The organism is Neisseria sp. HMSC064E01 (assembly GCF_001808875.1).
Classification (GTDB): domain Bacteria; phylum Pseudomonadota; class Gammaproteobacteria; order Burkholderiales; family Neisseriaceae; genus Neisseria; species Neisseria sicca_A.
Genome location: NZ_KV794900.1, coordinates 1 through 19,833, shown reverse-complemented (window position 1 = coordinate 19,833; position 19,833 = coordinate 1). Strand labels below are relative to the sequence as shown.

Below are 19,833 nucleotides of genomic sequence, written 5' to 3'. Positions count from 1 at the left end.
TGATGGGTTGCGGGTCGTTTTCGTGGCGGACGAGGATGAGGACGCAGACGTAGTAGCAGCTTTTATCGGCTTTGTCGGCGAGGTCGTCTGAAAGGCGCTTGTTGTTGGCGGCATCGGATTTGGGATTTGCTCCGGCATAGCGGGAGGAAAGGACGCCGGGTGCGCCGTTTAACGCGGCGGCGCAGATGCCGGAGTCGTCGGCGAGCGCGGGCAGACCGCTGTGTTTGGCGGCGTGGCGGGCTTTGGCGAGCGCGTTTTCAACGAAGGTGTGGTACGGCTCGGGGCATTCTGGCGTGTCGAACTGGGATTGCGGCAGGACTTCTATGTTCAAATCTGCGAAAAGGCATGAAAATTCTTTGAGTTTGCCTGCGTTGCCGCTGGCGAGGACGATTTTTTCGAACATGGGTTTTCCTTAATGGGATTCGGTTTGTTGCGAGCGCATGATTTGGGCTCGGGCTTTATGGCGGATATAAAGGGCGAGGCTGCCGATTTGGGCGAAGACAGCGCCGAATGCGAACAGGAAGGCGGCAACGGCGAATTGTTTGCTTTGGATGGAAAGCAGGTAGCCGCCGAGCATGATGAGTCCGATGAAGATTAGGGTGAAAAGGGCGGTCAGCAGGAGGTAGGTTTTTTGTCGGTTCATGATTGGGGACGTTTTTGATAAAGGGCGGATGCGTGGTTTGGGTTGTCCGTTTGTTGTTAGATAGGGATGGCGTTGGTTTGGGAATGGGGAGAAGGGTTTGTGGGTTGATGAGGTCGTCTGAAAACTGGGAAATCGGGTTTCAGACGACCTTTTGCGTTTATACGAGCTGTTCGCCCCAGTGGAGTTTTTGGCGCAGGGTTCGGAAGTATTGGTAGTCGGTGGGATGGAGGATGCGCAGGGGGTTGTGGTAGCGGCGGATGATGATGCGGTCGAGGTTTTGTACGTCGATGAAGGATTGTCCGTCGAAATGGACGCGGGCGTCGCCGCTTTGGGTAACGAGGATTTCGATTTCGGAGGTGTCGGGGATGGCGATGGGGCGGTTGGTCATGGATTGGGGGCAGATGGGCACGAGGGTGAAGGCGTGCAAGCCTGCCTGCATGATGGGGCCGCCGGCGGCAAGGGAGTAGGCGGTGGAGCCGGTGGGGGTGGAGACGATGAGGCCGTCGGAGCGTTGGGTATAGACGAATTCTTGGTTGATGAAGACTTCGAACTCTATCATTTGTCCGGCACCGCCGCGCGAGAGGACGGCGTCGTTGAGGGCGAGGGCGCGGTGGAAGGTTTGTCCGTCGCGGACGAGGGTGGCTTCGATGAGGATGCGCTCTTCGGGCAGGTATTTGCCTTCGAGGACGGGCAGCAGCTCTTCGGTCATGTTTTCGCGGGGGATTTGGGTGAGGAAGCCTAAATGCCCTTGGTTGATGCCGATAACGGGTACGGCGCGGGGAGCGATTTCGCGGGCGACGGAGAGGAATGTGCCGTCGCCGCCGAGGACGATGACGAGGTCGCAGTGTTTGCCCAAGTCGGATTTGCTGACGATGTGGCAGCCGACGGTGTCTTGAACATAGATGCAGCGTTCTTCTATGCCGATTTCGTCCAGATAGACGGTGAGGCCGTGTCCCTGCAGGAATTGGATGAGGGTGTGGGCGGTGTTTTGGATTTCGGGGGTATTGGGGCGGGTTACGATACCGATGTTGTGAAACGGGCTGTTCATAGGCATGGGGTCGTCTGAAAATTAGTCTATCCAGATGTCGCGTTCGAGCCGGTCGAGGCGTTCGTTGAGACGGGCGACGTCGTCACGCAGTTTGTCTACTTCTTCCATCCAGGCGGACAGAGTGGCGGCGTCGATAACGGGGGATTCGGGTTCGCGGGAAAAGTCGCTGATTTGCTCGGCTATGCTTTGTCCGATTTTTTTGACGGTTTGCCCGATGTTTGCGGCGCGTTCGCTTATGCTGCCTGCGAGTGAGTCGCCGAAGATGCGGGCGAGGTCGTCTGAAGCGTAGTAGCGCAGGCTGCCGAGTATGGGCAGTACAGTCATACCGAGCATGAGGTCGCCTTCGAGGCTGATGTCGCCGACGCCGGGTTCTTGTCCGGTGAGGATTTTGCGGATGGCGCTTTGGTGGAAGGTGATGAGGGTGTCGGCGGGTTGGTCGGCGGTTTCGAGGAAGCCGTCGTGATTGATGCGTCCGGTCAGTCCGAATCCGGCGAGGTTGAGGCTCAGGGTTTTGCCTGACAGGCGGGACAGGTCTTGTTGATGTTCCGGATTTTGCTGTATCAGGTGGTTGATAACGGGAAATAGGGCGGACATAGGGTGTTCTCGATACTTTCGGGCTTGGGGTTGTATAGTGTGTAAACTTGATTTGTGCGGCGATGCTTCGCCTTATCCTGATTTTGTTGACTCACTATGTTAAGTAAGACTGTGTTTTTTGGTTTTGGTTTTGCCGCTGCCGAAAGGTCGTCTGAAACGGTCGCGGAGCCGTAATTTTACAGGCTTAAGCCGTCGGCGGAAACGGTATTTACAATTTTGCCGCAGCCTGTGTCGTCGGGCGCGAAATCGGGCGGCGGAAGTCCGAGTTTGGCGGCTTCGGCGGTGTAGAAATCGCGGCGGGTCGGGTGGCGATGTTCGACGATGTTGCGGATGCGTCTGCCGTTTGGATGGAGGGTCGTCTGAAACAGGGTTTCGACGGCGATGTCGCGGTGGACGATATTGACAGGCTGGTTGCCGCCCGGAATGTTTTGTTTTTGAACGAGGCGGCTGACGGGATGGCGTTCGGCGCAATAAAGCCCGCCCAGCCGCAGGATGTCGATGTTCGGAACGCCGCTGTCGAGCAGGTATTGCTCGGCGGCGAAGATTTGGCGGGCGGACTCGGTTTGCGGGTCGGGTGTGGCAGTTTCGTCGCATTCCCGCGCTTTATCGCCGTAAACGCTGGTGCTGCTCGTGAAAATCAGGTGTTGCACGTTGCACGCCCGGGCAAGTTCTGCCCATTGTTTGACGGTATCGGCGTAATGCGTCAGCGAGGATGGCGGCAAAAGACAGAACCAAACGGGTTTGTCGGCGTGGTGCCGCCAAAAGCTTGTATCGCGGGCAAGGTTCGCGCTTTGAAACACATTGTCTTGATTGAGGTCGAGAGTGTCGAGGCGTATGGGCAGATTGATATCGTCCGAAGTCAGGCTGCGCTTGATGGCGGCAACGCGGCTGCCGTGTTCGTAGAGTTTCTGCGCCAAAGGGCGGCCGAGATAGCCCAAGCCTAAGATAGATGCGTTGGGGGAGGCGGAAGGAGGGGTATGTATCATGTTTATAGATGAATGCCGTCTGGAAATAGGCTCAGACGGCATGGAAATTATGACTGCGCACCGCCTATTTTCCGGTCGTATTCCTCGCGGTGTTCCAGCAAGAGGTAGGGACGCAGAAGGCTTAAGGTACGGCGGATGCCGCGTGCTTTGGAGTCTTCGGTCAGCTTGGTGCGCCCGCGCAGGGAGCTGTCGAAGTCGAACCAGTATTTCGTGACCATCCACATATTGACGGCGAGATCGTTCATGGCGGTTTGGTCGGCTTGGATGATATTCAGGCCGTTGAGCTGGGTGAGCAGGTTGACCAAGAGCGGGGAGACTTTGGCTTGGGTGAAGGTGTTGTGTTCGCCCAATAATTCGGCACTGCGCGCAAGCAGGGTGTTCACGTCGCTAAACAGGAAGCGGTATTCCCACATGACGTCGTAAATGCCCGCCATATAGTTGATGGAGTCTTCCACATCGGACGGCAACACGGCTTCATTCAGGTATGCCAGCAGGGCTTCGCTGTAACGTTTGAACAGTTGGACAATGATTTCGTCTTTGTTGCGGAAGTGGTAATAAAGATTGCCCGGACTGATGCCCAAATGCGCCGCGATATGGTTGGTACTGATGTTGCGCTCGCCTTCCTCGTTGAAGAGCGCAAGGCTGGCGTCAATGATGCGGGTGTAAGTATTGGTTTTTGCAATGCGGGTCACGGGCATACTCCTTGGATTTATAGGCTGAACGAAGCGGGCAGCCAATTGGGTTCGGCGTGTAATTCTACCTGAAATCGAGTAAATACTGTATTGCAGACGTGTTGCGCCAGCTTCCAAACGTCGTCTGAAGAGGCATTGTTTTTGTTCACCAAAACCAAAGCCTGCCGGTCGTGTACCGCCGCGCCGCCAATTTGGAAGCCTTTCAGACGACATTGGTCGATCAGCCAGCCGGCGGCGAGTTTGACCGAACCGTCGGGCTGCGGATAGCGCGGCATATCGGGATGCTGCTGCAACAGGGAAGCGGCTTTTTCCGCGCTGACGACGGGGTTTTTAAAGAAACTGCCGACATTACCAAGTACGTTAGGATTGGGCAGTTTACTGTTGCGGATTGCACACACTGCATCGGAAACGTCTTTCGCCGTCGGCGCCCTGCCCGCGCTCAGTTCGGCAACCGCGGCTGCCAAATCGCCGTAACCCAAGTTCGGCTCCAAACGCTCTTTCAGGGCGAATACGACCGAAACAATCACATAACGCCCTTTGCCTTCGTGCTTGAACAGGCTTTCGCGGTAGGCGAAGCGGCAGTCGGCATTGGAAAGCTCGACAAAGGCTTCCGTATCCAAATCGAAGCAGCGCACGCTGTGAATCACGTCTTTCGCTTCCACGCCGTATGCGCCGATGTTCTGCACGGGCGACGCGCCGACCGTACCCGGAATCAGACTCAGGTTTTCCAGACCGTTCAAGCCCAGCGCGACGGTGTGCAGGACAAAATCGTGCCAGATTTCGCCCGCTTGCGCTTCGATGTAAACGAGGCCGTCTGAACGCGCAATCTCGCGTATGCCTTTGTTTTCCATATGTACGACCAGTCCGGCGTAATCCTGCATCAAAAGGATATTGCTGCCGCCGCCGAGCCATAAAACGGTATTGCGGTCGAACTCGGGCAGTCGGACGATGTCGCGCAACTCGTCGGCGTGTTCGAGCGCGATAAAGGCTTGGGCTTTGGCGCGAAGACCGAAAGTGTTGTAGGGGGTGAGGTCGGTTTGGTATTGGATGGGTTGCATGGGTTTAAACTTTAAAATGGGTATTGTCAGTGGCGGGCTTCAGCCCATTGTTTCGATATTTTAATCGGCGGAGTTTTCAGACGACCTTATGCGATCTGACCATCTCCCTGCTGCACAATTCCAAGCACCACACCAAGGCGATGGCTGCGATGGTGAGCGAGGCAATCAATGCCGTCCAGAAGCCGTAAATGCCCATATCGAAACGGTAGGCGAGCAGGTAGCCCGGCAACAGGCCGCAGCCCCAGAAGGCGGCGGCGTGGATGAACATCGGCACCTTGGTCACTTTATAGCCGCGCAGGGCGTAGGACGCGATACATTGGGTGAAGTCTGCCGGTTGGAACAAGCCGGCGAACAGTAAGACGGTGGCGGCGATGCTTAAAACCGCCGGATCATTGTTGTACATGCTTGCCAGCGGAGAACGGAATAATACCAAGGAAAGCACGGTAATCACGGCGAGCACCCAGCCCGACACCAGCGACACGCCAGAAATGTAACGCGCCCGCGAAAATTCGCGCCGTCCTAATGAAAAGCCGATGCGCACCGTCCCTGCCGAGCCGACGCTTTGCGGAATCATATAGAGAATCCCCGACAAACTGATGCCGACTTGCTGCGCCGCCACATAATCCTCGCCGAAAGGCGCAATCAAAAACACGATAAACGAAAACGCGCTGGCTTCCAAAAAATAAGACAGCCCGATGGGTGCGCCGATTTTCCAAATTTGTTTGAACACCGCCAAATCCGGTTTGCCGAATTTTGCCGTCAGTCCGAACGGACGGAAGAATTTTTCCTTGGCGATATAAATCCACAACGCCAGCGCGCTGAACCAAAACACTGCCATCGTCGCCAGTCCGCAGCCTGCGCCACCCAAAGCGGGCATACCGAATTTGCCGTAAACGAAAATATAGTTCAGCGGCACGTTCAACACAAACGCCGCGAAGCTGACCAGCATAATCAGGCGCGGGCGGTTCAGGCTGGAAGCGTAGGCGTGTAAGGCGCGGTGTACCATTGCCGCGGGCATCGCCAGGCTGGTGAACAGCATATACTGCGCCATCGTGCCTTCCACATAATCGCTCAAGGTCAGCCAGTTGCGGAACGGCGTAATCGCCGCCCACATCAATACCATGCCGAAAATCCCCAAAAACAGCCCGAACCAAATCCCCTGCCGCCCCGTTTCGCCCACTTCGTCGGTTTTACCCGCGCCGTGAAGCTGGGCAATCATCGGGTTCAGCGCCGCCATAATGCCCATAAAGGTAATATAAACCGTGGCAAACGCGCTGCTGCCCAAAGCCACCGCCGCCAAGTCCTTCTTGCTCGCACCGCCCGCCATCACGGTATCGACAAAACCGATGCCCACCTGCGCGACCTGCGCCAACAGCATGGGCAGGGCAAGGGCGGTCAACAGGCGGATTTCTTTCAGGAAGACGGAAAAGGAAAAGCGGTTGAGGTCGAGCAGCATAAGTGTTTGTAGGACTTTAAAAAAGCGGAAATAAAGAAACAGGTCGTCTGAAAACAGACGGCCTGTTCCGTATGGGCATGGGATGCGACATTATAGTGGAAACGGAGGGCGATTGACAGCTTGGTCAGGCAGCTTTTCAGACGACCTCTTGCGCATCAAAGCAAAGGCTGCTGCCGCACGATGGCGCGGATGACGGCGCGGTTGGGGTGCAGGGCAGTGCGCAGGCGTTGGGACAGCGGCTGGGGCATGCCGAGGATGTCGGCGGCAATGGCGGCGGCGCAGACGGGGGCGGTGGCGAGGCCGCGCGTGCCGTGTGCGGTGTTGATGTAGGCGTTCGGCAGGTAGGGACAGGGGATGTTGTCGAGGCGGTAGTTTTTGTCCAACGCGAGTTTGGCGTAGGCGGTCTGTATGGCGGCGATGTCACCGAGTGCGCCGACGACGGGCAGGTGGTCAGGGCTGTCGCAGCGCAGGGCGGCGTGTCCTTGTGGTTGTTCAAAGGGGTCGTCTGAAACCGAGCGAAGCGGGTTTTGTTCAAACAATGATTGCGCCAATGGCGGGTTGAGTTGTTGCAGGGCGGCGCGGTTGGCGGTTTCTTCGTGCGGGTGCCAAGCGTCGTCGTTGCTGTTGAGGACGAAGGTTGCGCCGTAGCAGTGTTGCCCCTGCCAGCTCGGGCTGATGTAGCTTTCGCCGGATAGGGCGCAGCGCAGGCGTTCGGAAAAACCGCTCGCCGCCGCTACGCCGGTTTGCCCGCGGATTTGGCGGAAAGGCAGGGCGGAGACGTTGGCGTCGGCGGCGTTCGGGCTGTGTGCGCCCATGCAGTAGATGATGTGGCTTGCGCTGAAGCTGCCGCGCGGCGTGTTCGCCGTCCAGTTTGCGCCGTCGTATTCGGCGGAGGATAGGGGCGTGTCTTCGTGCAACGCAATCAGCGGATGATTCAGCAAGGCGCGGACAACGGCGGGCGGGTTCAGCCATACGCCCTGCGACCAGTAGAGGCCGTCTGAAAAGACGTCTATGCCTGCGATTTGCGCAGCTTCGTCGGCGGAGACGCTGCGGTAAAGGTGGGCATGATGTTGCTGCAAACCCAATTCCTGATTGCGTTTGCGTTCGGCTTCGTCAAAATTGAGGTGCAACACGCCGTCGCCGCCCCATGCGTCGGAATCGGGCAGCAGGTCTTGCAGTAGGCGGCGGGTGTAGCCGTAGCCCGCCAGCAGCAGTTCGGTCTGCTCGGTGTCGTGCGGCGAGATTTTGGCGTAGAGCAGCCCTTGGCGGTTGCCGCTGCCGCCTTGCGCCGCTTTGCCCGCTTCCAAAACGGTAACGCGCACGCCGTGTTCCGCCAGCTTGCGCGCGGTCGCGGCTCCGGCAATGCCCGCGCCGATAACCAATGCGTGTTCGGGCGGAGTGGTAGATTGAGGTCGTCTGAACCAGGGTTTGACGGGTTTGGGAGCGGCTTGCGGCACGGCTTCGGTCTGCCATTCGATATGGTCGAAATGTTCATGCAGGCTGTCGGCGCGGTGTGGCGGGACAAGCCAGAGATGCACGTCGGGCAACAGGTTTTCCAGAAAGTTGACGCTGTTGAACTGAAGGCATTTTACGGCTTGGTCGAGACGGGTTTTCAGACGACCTTCCAACTCGGTCGGGGCATCGGACAAAGGAAAATCGGGCATGCGGTTTTCGGTCAGGCAGGCAACCAGATGCAGCGGCGCGGGATGAGTTTCGATCACGCGGGCAAGTTCGGCAGGGGCGGGCGGGGTGTTCCAAGCGAGGATGGGCATAGCGGGGTCGTCTGAAAAAGAGATTGATTACTGAAGCGCTGTCTGTCGGCTTGCCTTAATGCTTTTCTCCTTGTTCTTTAGTCGGCTCTTTGGTCTGAACCGGCGTAACCGGGAAAAACAAGATCAGCGGGTTGGCCTTAATCTGCTGCCAGAAACTTTTGCACAAATTGCCGACGCTGCCGATTTTCGTGCCGCGCGAGCGCAGGGCGACGAAGAGGGCGAGGGTGAAGCTGACGATGAGGTTGACCAAGCCGATGGCGAGAACGCTGCAAATGCCGAGCATGAATGTACCAAAGCCGACGTTGCCGCTGACGGCGGCATAGCCGAGGTTGGCAGAGGAGAAGGCGACATGGCGGATATCCAGCGGCAGGCCGAGGAGGTGTCCGAAGTAGCCGGTCATGCCCAAGAGCATACCGAAGATGAAGTTGCCGACCAGCGAGCCGTAGTGTTTGTGGATGTAGGCGGCGAGGACGCGGCGGGGTTTGGGGCGCATGATTTTGCGCAATAAGGGATTGAAGGGCAGGCGTTGGCGCAGGTTGAGGTAGTCGGCGCGGTTGTCGAAGAAGCCTGCGATGATGCCGGAACAGAACAGCCACAAGCCCGCAATAGCGGCATACCATAGGGTCGGATGATTGATGATGTCTATGGATTTGAACTGGTAGGCGGTTGTGTGGGCATCGAGTATGGGCTGTTGGTGCAGATGGGTATAGCCGAACGATATGGCACACGCCAAAAGGATGGCGATGGAAACGTTGCCGAAGACGGCGACGCTTTGAGAGCGGCATACGTCGATAAGGAGCTTGGCAAGCTTGTTGTCCACTGCTTTGCCGCCTTCGTTGAGATCGACCTGTTCGGCGAAGCTGGCGGCAGTCATGGCGGGCTGTTTGGTGGCGACGGTGCAGTGCAGCATGTGGATGATCATGAATCCTATGCCGTAGTTGAGCCCTGCCAACAAGGAGGTAACGAAGGGGCTGAAGCCGAGTGAGCCGATATGGATTTTATACAGCGCCATCAGGGCGATGATGACGCCGCCGCCTGCCGCGGAGTAGAACATTTTGAAATATTCTTTGCGGTTGCGGGTGATGTAATGCTCGCCGTGGTGGCTTTTGTTTTCGGTAATGCTGCGGGCGAGCATGCGTATGCTGCTGCGGCGCAGGTGGCGGGTACTGTATTGCTCGACTGCTGCGTAGATGAGAGAATTCATCAGGGTAATGGTGAGGCGGTTGCGGTTGCCGGCATCGGTTTGGATGTCGGTGAGCAGTTTCAGACGACCTATGGTCTGCTGGAGCCGTTCGAGCAAGTGGGCGACTTTGACGGACGAGCCTGATCCTGCGCCCGTGCCTTTGCGGCGCAGATAGTCGATTTGCTTGCTGCACTGGTCGAACATGACTTCGAGGTGGGCAGTGTCGTAAGGGCTGGTGTCGTTGCGGTAGTGTTCGACCAGTTTGGCGGTTTCACGTTGGAGGGCGACGAAGGGCGAGTCGGCTTCGAGCAGGCGCGGGGCGATGCGGATGAGGTCAGGTTCGAGGGCTTCGGACGCAATCCAAATGGCGAGCATTTCAATGGCGCGCAGGCGTGCGTCAACCAACTGGCGGCAGGCGTTTTGCAGCAAGGTGGGATCGACGCTGGTGCGGATAAGGTCGTACAGACTCAACCATTGGCGGATGCTGAGGGTTTGCAGCCATCTGTCGTCGTTTTCCGAATGGAAAAGATAGAGGAATACTTCGCGCAGGTTGGCGAAATCTTTGTAGGACGGGCTGAAACGTTCGTATATGCGTATGCCCATCTCGCGGGTAAAACTGTGGCGCGAGAAGATGCCGAGTTTGATCAAAGCCGGATAGATGTGGACTTGCGAAAGCCAGTGGTAAAAGCGACCGCTGAAGTTTTTTGCAAGTGCTTCGTTTTGTTTGAGCGTAGCGATAATCAGGTCGAAGCGTTCTGCCGCCTGTTTTTTGCCGCCGCGCCGCAGGAATTTGATTAAGGCGTTTAGGATAAGGACGAAATCGGTGTCGGTCAGGCTTTTGGAAAGTAGAGGATGTAGATTTTGGTGAGTAATTTTTTCCATTGCGGTATTTTTACACAAAACGGCGGGTTTGATAAGTTCGGGTAATTTATGCAACCTGCTGTAAGCACATTCGATATTTTGGAGCAATGTTTGACGATTTCAACCCTCTTTGCTTTGAAAAGGTCGTCTGAAAACCAGTTTCAGACGACCTTTCGCTTATTTCAGCATCTCTTCGGGAATTTTGCAGACGGGAATCGGATTGACTTTGTGTTGCATGGCTTTGTGCAGGCGGGTGTAGATTTCCAAGACTTCGCGCTGCCTGCCTTCAAAATCTTCGGGACGGTGCGTGCCGTAAACGCCCATCGCCCATTCGAGTTCGGGATAACTTGCGCCCATCTGCTCTTCGTCCGTGCGCTCCGTATCCCAAAGCCCGTCGGTCGGCGCGGCTTTTTGGATGGACTCGGCGATGTCCAGTTCGGCGGCAATTTGATAAATCTGCGTTTTGGTCAAGTCGGCAATCGGGCTGATGTCCACGCCGCCGTCGCCGTATTTGGTGAAAAAACCGACGCCGAAATCTTCGATTTTGTTGCCCGTACCGGTAACCAGCAAACCGTTTAGCTGACCGTAATAATAAAGCGTCAGCATCCGCAGGCGGCTGCGGGCGTTGGCAAGCGCAAGCTGTTTGGCGGGGAACTTGGTTTCATCGACTTCGACATCGGCGGCAAAAGTATCGAAAGTCGGCGTCAAATCCACACTCATCCCGCTTACATTTGGAAATGCCTGCTCCAACCGGCGGATATGCTCCTGCGCGCGGCTGACTTGGTCGGCTTTTTGGCGGATGGGCATTTCAAGCAGAAGGACTTTTAACCCCGTCCGGGCCGCGATGGCGGAAACGACTGCGGAATCAATACCGCCGGAAACCCCAACGACAAACCCCTTGGCGTGTGCGGTGGCGGCATAGTTTTTCAGCCAGTCGGCAATATGGCGGATAACGGCTTGGGTCTGCATAGTCAGGCTCCTAATTTGAAAGGGGGAATCATACCTGATTTTGAAAGGCAGCGGCATATGGCAGGTCGTCTGAAAACATAGGTTTGGCGTTGCGAAACAGATTGCAGTGTCTGCAACATGGTCGGTTTTAGGTTTTCAGACGACCTGTGTGATGAACGGCTGGCTCCCGTGTTTTAATGAGATTTTTTGTTTGACTTGTCTTTATATCGATAGATTTGCAGATTGGTTGACCTGCCGCCCTTAAAAGAATTGATTTCATAGGTAATGCCATCATACACAGCGCGCGTGCTGATCAGCTCTTCATTAAGCGGCTGTTTCTGTTTAAAGGCTTCGATGTTTTGGATATGTTTGTCCAACAGGTTTTTAAACAGGTTGTCCGGTTTGTTTTTATGGTCGATGGTGGAAATGATTAAATCGGGGATAGTGGTGTCTTTCAAGATAAGTCCATCGTTTCCAATCACAGCATCCACACCGTCTACCTTGTTATTGACATGATATATGTTGACACTATACGGACATCCCAACTTGACAAAGTCTTTTAAAACTATAGATACAGAAAAAAGATTGGCATGATAGTCAGCGGCTCTATACATATTTTGTTTCCCGAAATTTTTTTCAACGATTTCATTATTGCTTTTTTCGATAAAGCCTAACTCTTGCAATTTGGGAACAATTAGTTTTTTGTTCATGGGAATAGGCAGGCGATTAACTGCCTCAAAATGCGTAGGCTCATATCGCGGGTATGCCGCAGGGTCTACAGGCGGGAGCGGGGGAAGTGTATTAAACCTATATTCGGAAGGATGACATTCAAAATGCGAGGTCGATGCGGTTTTAACGGCTTCTGCATCCTGCTTTCTATCTTGCGTCAAGTTCGGCTGATTGTTACACGCCGTCATAACCAGCAAACCTGCCAATACAGTCAGCTTTTTATTGAATGTCTTCATTATTGATAACCTTCTTTGTACTTTTTCGATGTTCATAATATCCTGATGCGGTTTGTAACAAATAAATCGGGTTTTGTGTTGGATGGGAATGACGATGAATTTTGTATGTTAGCTGGGTTGAGATAATGGGTAAAGCAGATGGGATAAGCGGTGGAAGGTGTGTCTGAATGGTTTGCTTTGTTTAGCGAGATATAGTGGTAACTTTAAACCAGGACGGCGTTACCTCACCTTGTCCTGATTTAAATTTAATCCACTATAAATGGCTTGATGATGCGAAAGGTCGTCTGAAAACCCGATTTGGGCTTTTCAGACGACCTTTCGTTTGGGTAGGTATCAATAAACGTCGCGTTGGTAGCGTTTGTCTTCGCGCATTTCGTTGAGATAGTCTTCGGCATCGTCGCGGCTGAGTTTGCCTTGGGTTTCGATGACGTCGATCAGGGCGGTTTCTACGTCGCGTGCCATGCGGGTGGCGTCGCCGCAGACGTAGAGGTGTGCGCCTTGTTGCAGCCAGTTCCAAACTTCGGCGGCGTGTTCGGCGATTTTGTGTTGGACATAGACTTTGTGTTCGCCTTGTCTGCTCCATGCCAAGTCGGCGCGTGTGAGGATGCCGTCTTTGCGGTAATCGCTCCATTCAAGCTGGTACAGGAAGTCGTCGGCGAGGCGTTGGTTGCCGAAGATGAGCCAGTTTTTGCCGTTGTCGCCGTTGGCGGCGCGTTGCTGCATGAAGGCGCGGAAGGGGGCGATGCCTGTGCCTGCGCCTATCATGATGACGGGGGTGTCGCCGTTGGCGGGCAGGCGGAAGTTGGGGTTGGGTTCGACGAATACGCGTACTTCGCCGCCTTCTTCAAGACGTTCGCCCAGATAGCCTGAGGCTGCGCCGGTGTAGGTGTTGCCGTGGTGTTCGAAGCGGACGACGCCGACGGTCAGGTGGACTTCTTCGCCGACTTCGTCTTGCGCAGAGGCGATGGAGTAAAGGCGTGGGGTTTGGGGGCGGAACAGTTGGAACAAGGTTTGCGCGTCCAGCGGATGGGGGTAGGCGGCGAAGACGCCGACGGGCGGGGTAGCGGCGAGGTAGGCGTCCAATCGGGCTTTGTCGGCGGCTGTGGTTTTGAGTGCTTCGCTGCCGGACAACTCGGCGTATTGCTGCACGAGGGCGGGTGTGTTTTGCGTGATATCGGCGGACTCGGTCAGGGCGGTGCGGATGTCGGTTTCGAGGTCGTCTGAAAGGCGGATTTTTTCTTCCCCGCTTAATTGGTGCAAATCAAGGATTTCTTGAACCAAAGCGGGAGCGTTGAGCGGGAGTACGCCCAATGCGTCGCCTGCCTGATAGTGCAGTCCGGAGCCGGATAGGTCGATTTCGATGTGTTCCACGTCTTTCTCGGCGGAACGGGACGTGATTTTTTGGCGGACGGACAGGGTGGCGGTATAGGGTTTGTCTTTGGTATAGACAGCGCCTGCGGTTTGAAGGGCGGCAGGTGTCGTAACGGATGCTGCTGCGGTTTGCGCGGCAAGTTCGGCAACTTGGGGGACGACGGCTTCTATCCACGCGTCGGCGGCACTTTGGAACTCTAAATCGCAGATGCCCAAGTCGTTCAGACGACGTGCGCCCAGTTCGGCGAATTTGGCGTCAAAGTCTTTGCCCGCTTGGCAGAAATTGGGATAGGAAGAATCGCCCAAACCCAAGACGGCAAAAGTGAGTTTGCCCAAATCGGGGGCTTTTTTGCCGAAGACGAATTTATACAGCGGCAGGGCTTCTTCGGGCGGCTCGCCCTCGCCTTGCGTGGATGTTACCAACAACACGATGTCTTCATCGGGCAGTGTTTTGCTTTTGAAGTCTCCCGCGCTGCTCAACACGGCTTCTACGCCTGCGGTTTTAAGTTTGGTGTGTAAAGATTCGGCAACGCCACGCGCATTGCCCGTTTGCGAGGCGGATAAGACCAACACGCGTCGCGCGGTGGCGGCAACGGCAGCAGCGGAAACACCCAAACTGCCCGCCGCCCCTTGACTTTGCGCCCAGCAGTAGCCGGAAAGCCAAGCGAGCTGTGTAGGCGAGAGGGCGGCGAGTTGTGCGGAAAGTTCGATGGGAAGCGGGTTGGCTGGGGTCATGTCGGTTCCTTTGTGCGGACGGCTGCTTGAGGCAGAGCATTTGCCTGCGCGGCTTTAATTGTTTGGTTGAATGGTGAATTTTTCTGAAAACAGTGGCGATACTGTAAACAGGTCGTCTGAAAAACGGAAAGAATGCTTGGTTTTAATTTAATGCGATTTCGTTATATTCTGGATTGGGAGAGAAAGATAGGGTCGATATCGGTTTTCAGACGACCCGACTATAATCCTTTGAGATTTTTAAGGGCAGCAAAAGCGCAGATGTCCATCGGACAACTAATAAAGCAGCTTATATAAAGCTGCCGTCAGAGGTAATCAGATGATTGAATTTAATGATTTCATAAAAGAAGTAAATAAAAAATTTCAAGATGAGCTATGGGCTGATTTTGAATCCAAATTTTTTGGAGATGATTTATTTATTAAAGTAGGAATAGATTTTTCTTATAGCCATCAGTTTGAACTGTATATTCAAAATGCGCGCATGAATAAATCGATTGAGGAATGGACGGTAGATTTGAAGAAAAATCAAATCATATATCTGAAAGATAGGGAAATTTATTTTATAACGGATGTCGATGAAAAAATAATGGTAAAAGGGGAAAGGTATTTTGTTAATTTGTTGACGACTATTTACCATTTGAATCATTCTGATAGCTTGAAAAATTACATAATCAACCCAGAATTGATAGATTTAGCTACTGTTTCAGATATGACGATAAATAACTATTTTGAAGAATTGCGATTGTAATAAGTAGAAATCATGACTGAAATGAAACTGAATTCGTCTCTAGGGGAAGGAATATTAAATTCAGAAAACAGCAAAAGGTCGTCTGAAAACAGTTTGGCAGTATCTGCACTCGTGTTTTCAGACGACCTTTCCTCTTGATTATGCAAACAGGAGGCGTAAAATATCAAAAAATTACACAATAAAACAAATTTCAACACAACACATCATGAACCGTCTGCTCCAACACGCATTTACCCCCAATCAAGCCACATCCATAGGTCTGCTTGCCGTAGCCTTTTGGAGTTCCGTCGTCGGATTGATACGCGCCTTGAGCCTGCACATGGGGGCGGTTGGTGGCGCGGCGGTGATGTATAGCCTTTCCACTTTGTTGCTCTTGGCTATTTTCGGATTGCCGAATTTGCGGCAGTTCAGCCGCAGCTATCTTTTCTGGGCAAGCATTTTTTTCGTCGGCTGCGAATTGTGCCTGTCTCTTTCCATCGGTTTTGCCGACAACGCACGCCAAGCGGTCGAAGTCGGCATGGTCAATTATCTTTGGCCGACGTTTACCATCATCGGCGCGGTTTGGTTTAACAAACAGCCGGCAAAATGGTGGATAGGCATAGGCTTTGCCTTGTCGTTTATAGGTATTGCCACCGTTTTAGGCGGTGACGGCGGATTTTCTCTGCCCGAAATTATCGGCAACGTCCGAACCAACCCGCTCAGTTACATCATGGCATTGTTAGACGCGCTGTTTTGGGCAGCATACTGCACCCTGACCGCTAGAACGAAAGCGCAGGGCAACGCCGTTGGTTTTTTCTTTCTTCTCGTATCCTGTATCCTGTGGGCAAAATATTTCGCAGGCGGCTACGGCAGCCTTCATTTTGATACCGATTCCATACTTTATGCCGTCTCCGCCGCAGCCTGCATGGGGTTAGGCTACGCAGTTTGGAACATCGGCATTTCATGCGGCAATATGACCGTTTTGGCAGGCGCTTCCTATTTCATTCCCATTTTCTCGGCTCTCATTTCCTCCTTCCTGCTCAATGCGCCCCTGTCTGTACAGTTTTGGCAGGGCGCGATTATGGTCTGCATCGGCTCAGGCGTATGCTGGCTTGCAACGCAGAACTTCAGTTTCAGACGAGTCGAGTAGTTCGGTTCTTACATCAGGGTTTTGCAAATATCAAAGAGGTCGTCTGAAAAAGGATTTTCAGACGACCTCTTTGAATTAAATATCGCTCACTCAAACTGGGATTGCAGCAATATTTAAATAAATGTTTTCTTGGGAGGATGATTCTAATTATTTAAAATCATTATAATCTTTATATTTAAAGCGATTTGGCAGTAGAATATTTCCCAAACATTAAATCAAAAATATTATGAGAAAGTGTAAAAAAAGAAATCAAAGTAGAATAAAAATATAAAGGCGACTGCTCCATATTTTATCAGTATATTGATGAGATTTTCTTTATTTAATTGGGATATTCATATTGTCGAAAATGGTTGAAATGATATTAATATAAAGATTAATTATTTAAATGGTAATCAATTATTCTAGAATGAAAATAAAAAATATCAAATATTGATAAAAATTACTAAATCTAAATTCTTTCTGTTTTTTAGGTTGTTTTCTTTTGATTTGACTGCTTATTATACTTAAAAATTAACTAGAATTAGTATTGGAAGAATCGAATTTATGCGCCTGAAATTAATCTCGCGCTTGTTCAATGAATGTGAGAGATAGCCTCCTTTATTATGACCAATAGGTGTACGAAAATTTGATACATAGAGAAGATGGCTTTAGTCCATTAATTCTTAGATATAATCAAATGCCAGGATGAAGCCTGTTCTGCTCATGTTTCTATATTTTGTATTTTAGTTATACTGCTTAATATTACTTACTTATTAATATTGTATGCAGGCATTAGGGATATTAGATTAAATGATATCTTTTATTATAAAATTATCAAAAATAAGCGTTTATTTAAAATATATGAAATAACATATAAAATAACATATGAATAAATTATAATCTTTGTAATTGTTCAATATGTAAATAATATACATGTTCAATAAAGTAGAATATTACATAATTTTAGAAATGTATAAAAGGTCGGCTAAAAAGCATTTAGGCGGCCTTTTGTTGTATTTATAGTTGTAGTGATACGTTTATTTGGATTGAATACCTTTTATCTAAAATGAATTGCGAATCTTTGGAAATATGGTATTTTATCGTTAATTCTGTTGCTTTTATTCATATTATTATTGCATTAATATAGTTAAATATTTCAGATGTTATTATTATCGAAGAGTATTTGAATATAGTCCTGCTATTTATATTCATTTGTAATTGTTTTCGTTTTTTTATTATTAAATATAAATATAGAGATTGTTGTGCAGAATGTGAAATTAATTTTAGTAGAATTTGTTCTGAATTTTATAGGGATATATTTTATCCTAAAAACTAAAATTGTTAGATTTAAATAATTAGGTGTGATGTAATAAATAATAGGAGGTTTATTTTAGATTAGATCTGCAAATTCTATTAATGATTAGTGATGATTTAAATAAAATCAGGGTTTTAAGAGAAGTTTTTGGTAGTATAGAGAATATATCTAAATTTTTTATTAGTATGATAATTATTTTACTACCCGTTTTATTAGGATGATTTCTGTTAAAGCGGTTACTAAATTAATTACTTATTTATGGAGTTTAAATTATGGCGGTAAGAGTACATGTAAAAGCCACTGCTTATTATGGTGCTGCAAGTGGGGGAGTAGGTGTTCTTAATAGTGGATTGGATACAGGAAAGGCTGCATATCAAAATGCTGCATATCAAAATAATGGCGCCATTGGGTATGCAACTGGATATGCTTCAGGAACGGCAGCCGTTGCTGAATATATGGGTAAAAGTACAGCTTCCTCATGGCTTGGTATTGGTATTGCGACATCTAAAGTTGCAAATGAGTATTTTAATGAGGGTAAGTCTATTGGGGATTCAGTAGGCAGTTTATCTATTGGAGATGTACTGGGAACAGCAGCTGCTGTAGGCGGATTATTAGGCTTAGGTGCGCCAGTTGCGCTGGGTTTGACTATTGCAGGCTTAGGTTATACAGTTTGGACATTAACTAGTAATAATGGTCAGGATGTTACTATCAAAGATTTGATAAAAATGCACCCCGATAATTATCGTCAAGATAGCTGGGGAAATCCCGAACACTATAGAGATTATAAAGAAGGAACAAGTCGTGATGGCAAATACCACATCTACGACCCGCTTACTTTAGACCTAGACGGTGACGGTATCGAAACCGTTTCCCACAACCGCTACAAAGGTGCATTGTTTGACCATGATGGCGACGGTATCCGTACGGCTTCAGGCTGGATTGCTTCAGACGACGGTTTGTTGGTTGTTGACCGCAACGGCGATGGCATCATCAATGACGGCAAGGAGCTTTTCGGTGACAGTTCCGTCTTGAAAGACGGCTCGAAGGCGGCGCACGGCTATGCGGCTTTGGCGGAATATGATTCTAATGGCGACGGCATGGTCGATGCTAAAGATGCTGACTTTGACAAATTGCGCGTATGGCGCGATTTGAATCAAGATGGTGTCAGCCAAAAAGAGGAGTTGTTTACGCTGGAAGAAGTCGGCGTACAGTCTCTGAATGTTGCATATCAAGATACCAATCAAAATCTTGGCAATGGTAACCGGCTGGCGCAGGAAGGCAGCTATACCGGCAAAGACGGCAATGTGCGCAAAATGGGCGATTTGTTGTTTGGCAACAATACGCTTTACAGCCGTTATAGCCAATCCGTCAATCTGACCGACGAACAGCGTGCGGCGGCAAACCTGCAAGGCATCGGCCGTTTGCGCGATCTGCGCGAAGCGGCAGCCCTTTCGCCCGCACTTGCCGCCGCATTGCAGGCATATACCAAAGCGGAAACCAAGGCGCAGCAAAAAGCCCTCTTGGACGATCTGGTTGACAAATGGGCGCAAACCGATCCGAATTACAGCGTCGGTACACGTTTCTCTGCCCCCATGCTGCGCACTGCGAACGAAGGTGTCGCATTAACTCCAGGGCAGGAGCAGGCGATGTTACTGGCAGGTGGTGTTTCAGACGAGTACAAAGAAAAACTGCACGAATTGCGTACGAAAATTGCAGCATTGGACGCATTCTCGGGTGAAAAATCCGGTGTCATCTATGTGCAAAGCAAAGAGCAGATGGAAAGCTTCCTCAAAACCGTACGCGAAACTTACGGCAAGCTGACAGACAATGTTTATGAAAACCTACTCTTCCAAACCCGTTTGCAACCGTATTTGAACAAAATCGGACTGAAGCTGGAAAACGGCGAATTCAAACTCGATTTCACTGATGTCGCCGCTCTCTTTGGTGAAGTGTACGCCCGCAGCCCTGAAAAAGCCTTTGTGGATTTGGGCGAATTTTTAGCGTACAGCAAAATCAGTTCGGGTGATAACGCATTTACCGAACTCTCATCGCTGATGGCGCAATATTCGCTGAATGCTGTAAACAGTGGCACATTTGAACAATATGCCGAAGCCTTGGGCAAAGAAGCGATGGAAAAACTCGGCCATAAAACTGGTACGGAAAAAGACGATACGCTTTATGGCAACGAACTTGCCAACTTTATTACAGGCGGCGCGGGGGATGATGCAATCAGCGGCTATGGTGGTAATGACATACTGCATGGCGGAGCAGGTAATGACACATTACAAGGTGGTGCAGGTAAAGATACCTTGGCAGGAGGGGCCGGAGACGACAGACTGAACGGCGGCGGCAG

At 51.3% G+C, this 19,833-nt stretch carries 16 protein-coding genes and 1 pseudogene; 4 read left to right on the top strand and 13 right to left on the bottom strand.

Going from position 1 to position 19,833, the window contains the following annotated elements; translation table 11 throughout:
• The 13 genes from HMPREF2572_RS03160 to HMPREF2572_RS03100 all read right to left on the bottom strand — a co-directional run.
• A partial coding sequence (locus HMPREF2572_RS03160; RefSeq protein ID WP_070496233.1) for a non-canonical purine NTP pyrophosphatase occupies positions 1 to 403 on the bottom strand: 403 nt, incomplete at its 3' end.
• 9 nt (positions 404 to 412) lie between these two features.
• The gene (locus HMPREF2572_RS03155; protein WP_070496232.1) at positions 413 to 643 is read right to left on the bottom strand and encodes an NGO_0222 family membrane protein; all 231 of its coding nucleotides are present in this window, start codon (positions 641 to 643) and stop codon (positions 413 to 415) included.
• Positions 644 to 800: 157 nt separating this feature from the next.
• Positions 801 to 1,691: an NAD(+) kinase gene (locus HMPREF2572_RS03150; RefSeq protein WP_070496231.1), complete on the bottom strand. Its 891-nt coding sequence runs from the start codon at positions 1,689 to 1,691 to the stop codon at positions 801 to 803.
• 21 nt (positions 1,692 to 1,712) lie between these two features.
• Complete coding sequence (locus HMPREF2572_RS03145; RefSeq protein ID WP_003756986.1) at positions 1,713 to 2,285, bottom strand: ubiquinone biosynthesis accessory factor UbiJ; 573 nt, start codon at positions 2,283 to 2,285, stop codon at positions 1,713 to 1,715.
• 176 nt (positions 2,286 to 2,461) lie between these two features.
• The gene (locus HMPREF2572_RS03140; RefSeq protein WP_070496230.1) at positions 2,462 to 3,271 is read right to left on the bottom strand and encodes an SDR family oxidoreductase; all 810 of its coding nucleotides are present in this window, start codon (positions 3,269 to 3,271) and stop codon (positions 2,462 to 2,464) included.
• A gap of 47 nt (positions 3,272 to 3,318) precedes the next feature.
• On the bottom strand, positions 3,319 to 3,969 hold the full coding sequence (locus HMPREF2572_RS03135; protein WP_070496229.1) for a TetR/AcrR family transcriptional regulator: 651 nt from the start codon (positions 3,967 to 3,969) through the stop codon (positions 3,319 to 3,321).
• Positions 3,970 to 3,980: 11 nt separating this feature from the next.
• Positions 3,981 to 5,021 (bottom strand): UDP-N-acetylmuramate dehydrogenase, encoded by a 1,041-nt coding sequence (gene murB, locus HMPREF2572_RS03130; protein ID WP_070496228.1) that lies wholly within the window; start codon positions 5,019 to 5,021, stop codon positions 3,981 to 3,983.
• A 76-nt stretch (positions 5,022 to 5,097) separates the two neighbouring features.
• Entirely contained in the window at positions 5,098 to 6,477 is a 1,380-nt protein-coding gene (norM, locus tag HMPREF2572_RS03125; protein ID WP_070496227.1) for a multidrug efflux MATE transporter NorM, read from the bottom strand.
• A 155-nt stretch (positions 6,478 to 6,632) separates the two neighbouring features.
• Positions 6,633 to 8,249: an FAD-dependent 5-carboxymethylaminomethyl-2-thiouridine(34) oxidoreductase MnmC1 gene (gene mnmC, locus HMPREF2572_RS03120; protein WP_070496226.1), complete on the bottom strand. Its 1,617-nt coding sequence runs from the start codon at positions 8,247 to 8,249 to the stop codon at positions 6,633 to 6,635.
• A gap of 55 nt (positions 8,250 to 8,304) precedes the next feature.
• Positions 8,305 to 10,314, bottom strand: a complete 2,010-nt coding sequence (locus HMPREF2572_RS03115; RefSeq protein ID WP_070496239.1) for a site-specific recombinase — start codon at positions 10,312 to 10,314, stop codon at positions 8,305 to 8,307.
• 156 nt (positions 10,315 to 10,470) lie between these two features.
• On the bottom strand, positions 10,471 to 11,262 hold the full coding sequence (nadE, locus tag HMPREF2572_RS03110; RefSeq protein WP_070496225.1) for an NAD(+) synthase: 792 nt from the start codon (positions 11,260 to 11,262) through the stop codon (positions 10,471 to 10,473).
• Positions 11,263 to 11,435: 173 nt separating this feature from the next.
• On the bottom strand, positions 11,436 to 12,242 hold the full coding sequence (locus HMPREF2572_RS03105; protein ID WP_246827755.1) for a hypothetical protein: 807 nt from the start codon (positions 12,240 to 12,242) through the stop codon (positions 11,436 to 11,438).
• 297 nt (positions 12,243 to 12,539) lie between these two features.
• Complete coding sequence (locus HMPREF2572_RS03100; RefSeq protein WP_070496224.1) at positions 12,540 to 14,312, bottom strand: assimilatory sulfite reductase (NADPH) flavoprotein subunit; 1,773 nt, start codon at positions 14,310 to 14,312, stop codon at positions 12,540 to 12,542.
• 316 nt (positions 14,313 to 14,628) lie between these two features.
• On the opposite strand from HMPREF2572_RS03100, the gene HMPREF2572_RS03095 reads away from it, so the two are divergent.
• From HMPREF2572_RS03095 to HMPREF2572_RS03080, 4 genes and pseudogenes are all read left to right on the top strand, one after another.
• Positions 14,629 to 15,057: a hypothetical protein gene (locus tag HMPREF2572_RS03095; protein WP_070496223.1), complete on the top strand. Its 429-nt coding sequence runs from the start codon at positions 14,629 to 14,631 to the stop codon at positions 15,055 to 15,057.
• A 12-nt stretch (positions 15,058 to 15,069) separates the two neighbouring features.
• Complete coding sequence (locus tag HMPREF2572_RS15195; RefSeq protein WP_283118430.1) at positions 15,070 to 15,195, top strand: hypothetical protein; 126 nt, start codon at positions 15,070 to 15,072, stop codon at positions 15,193 to 15,195.
• Positions 15,196 to 15,262: 67 nt separating this feature from the next.
• Entirely contained in the window at positions 15,263 to 16,186 is a 924-nt protein-coding gene (yddG, locus tag HMPREF2572_RS03090) for an aromatic amino acid DMT transporter YddG (protein WP_148132271.1), read from the top strand.
• Positions 16,187 to 18,205: 2,019 nt separating this feature from the next.
• Positions 18,206 to 19,833: pseudogene (locus HMPREF2572_RS03080) on the top strand (hypothetical protein); the annotation flags it as partial.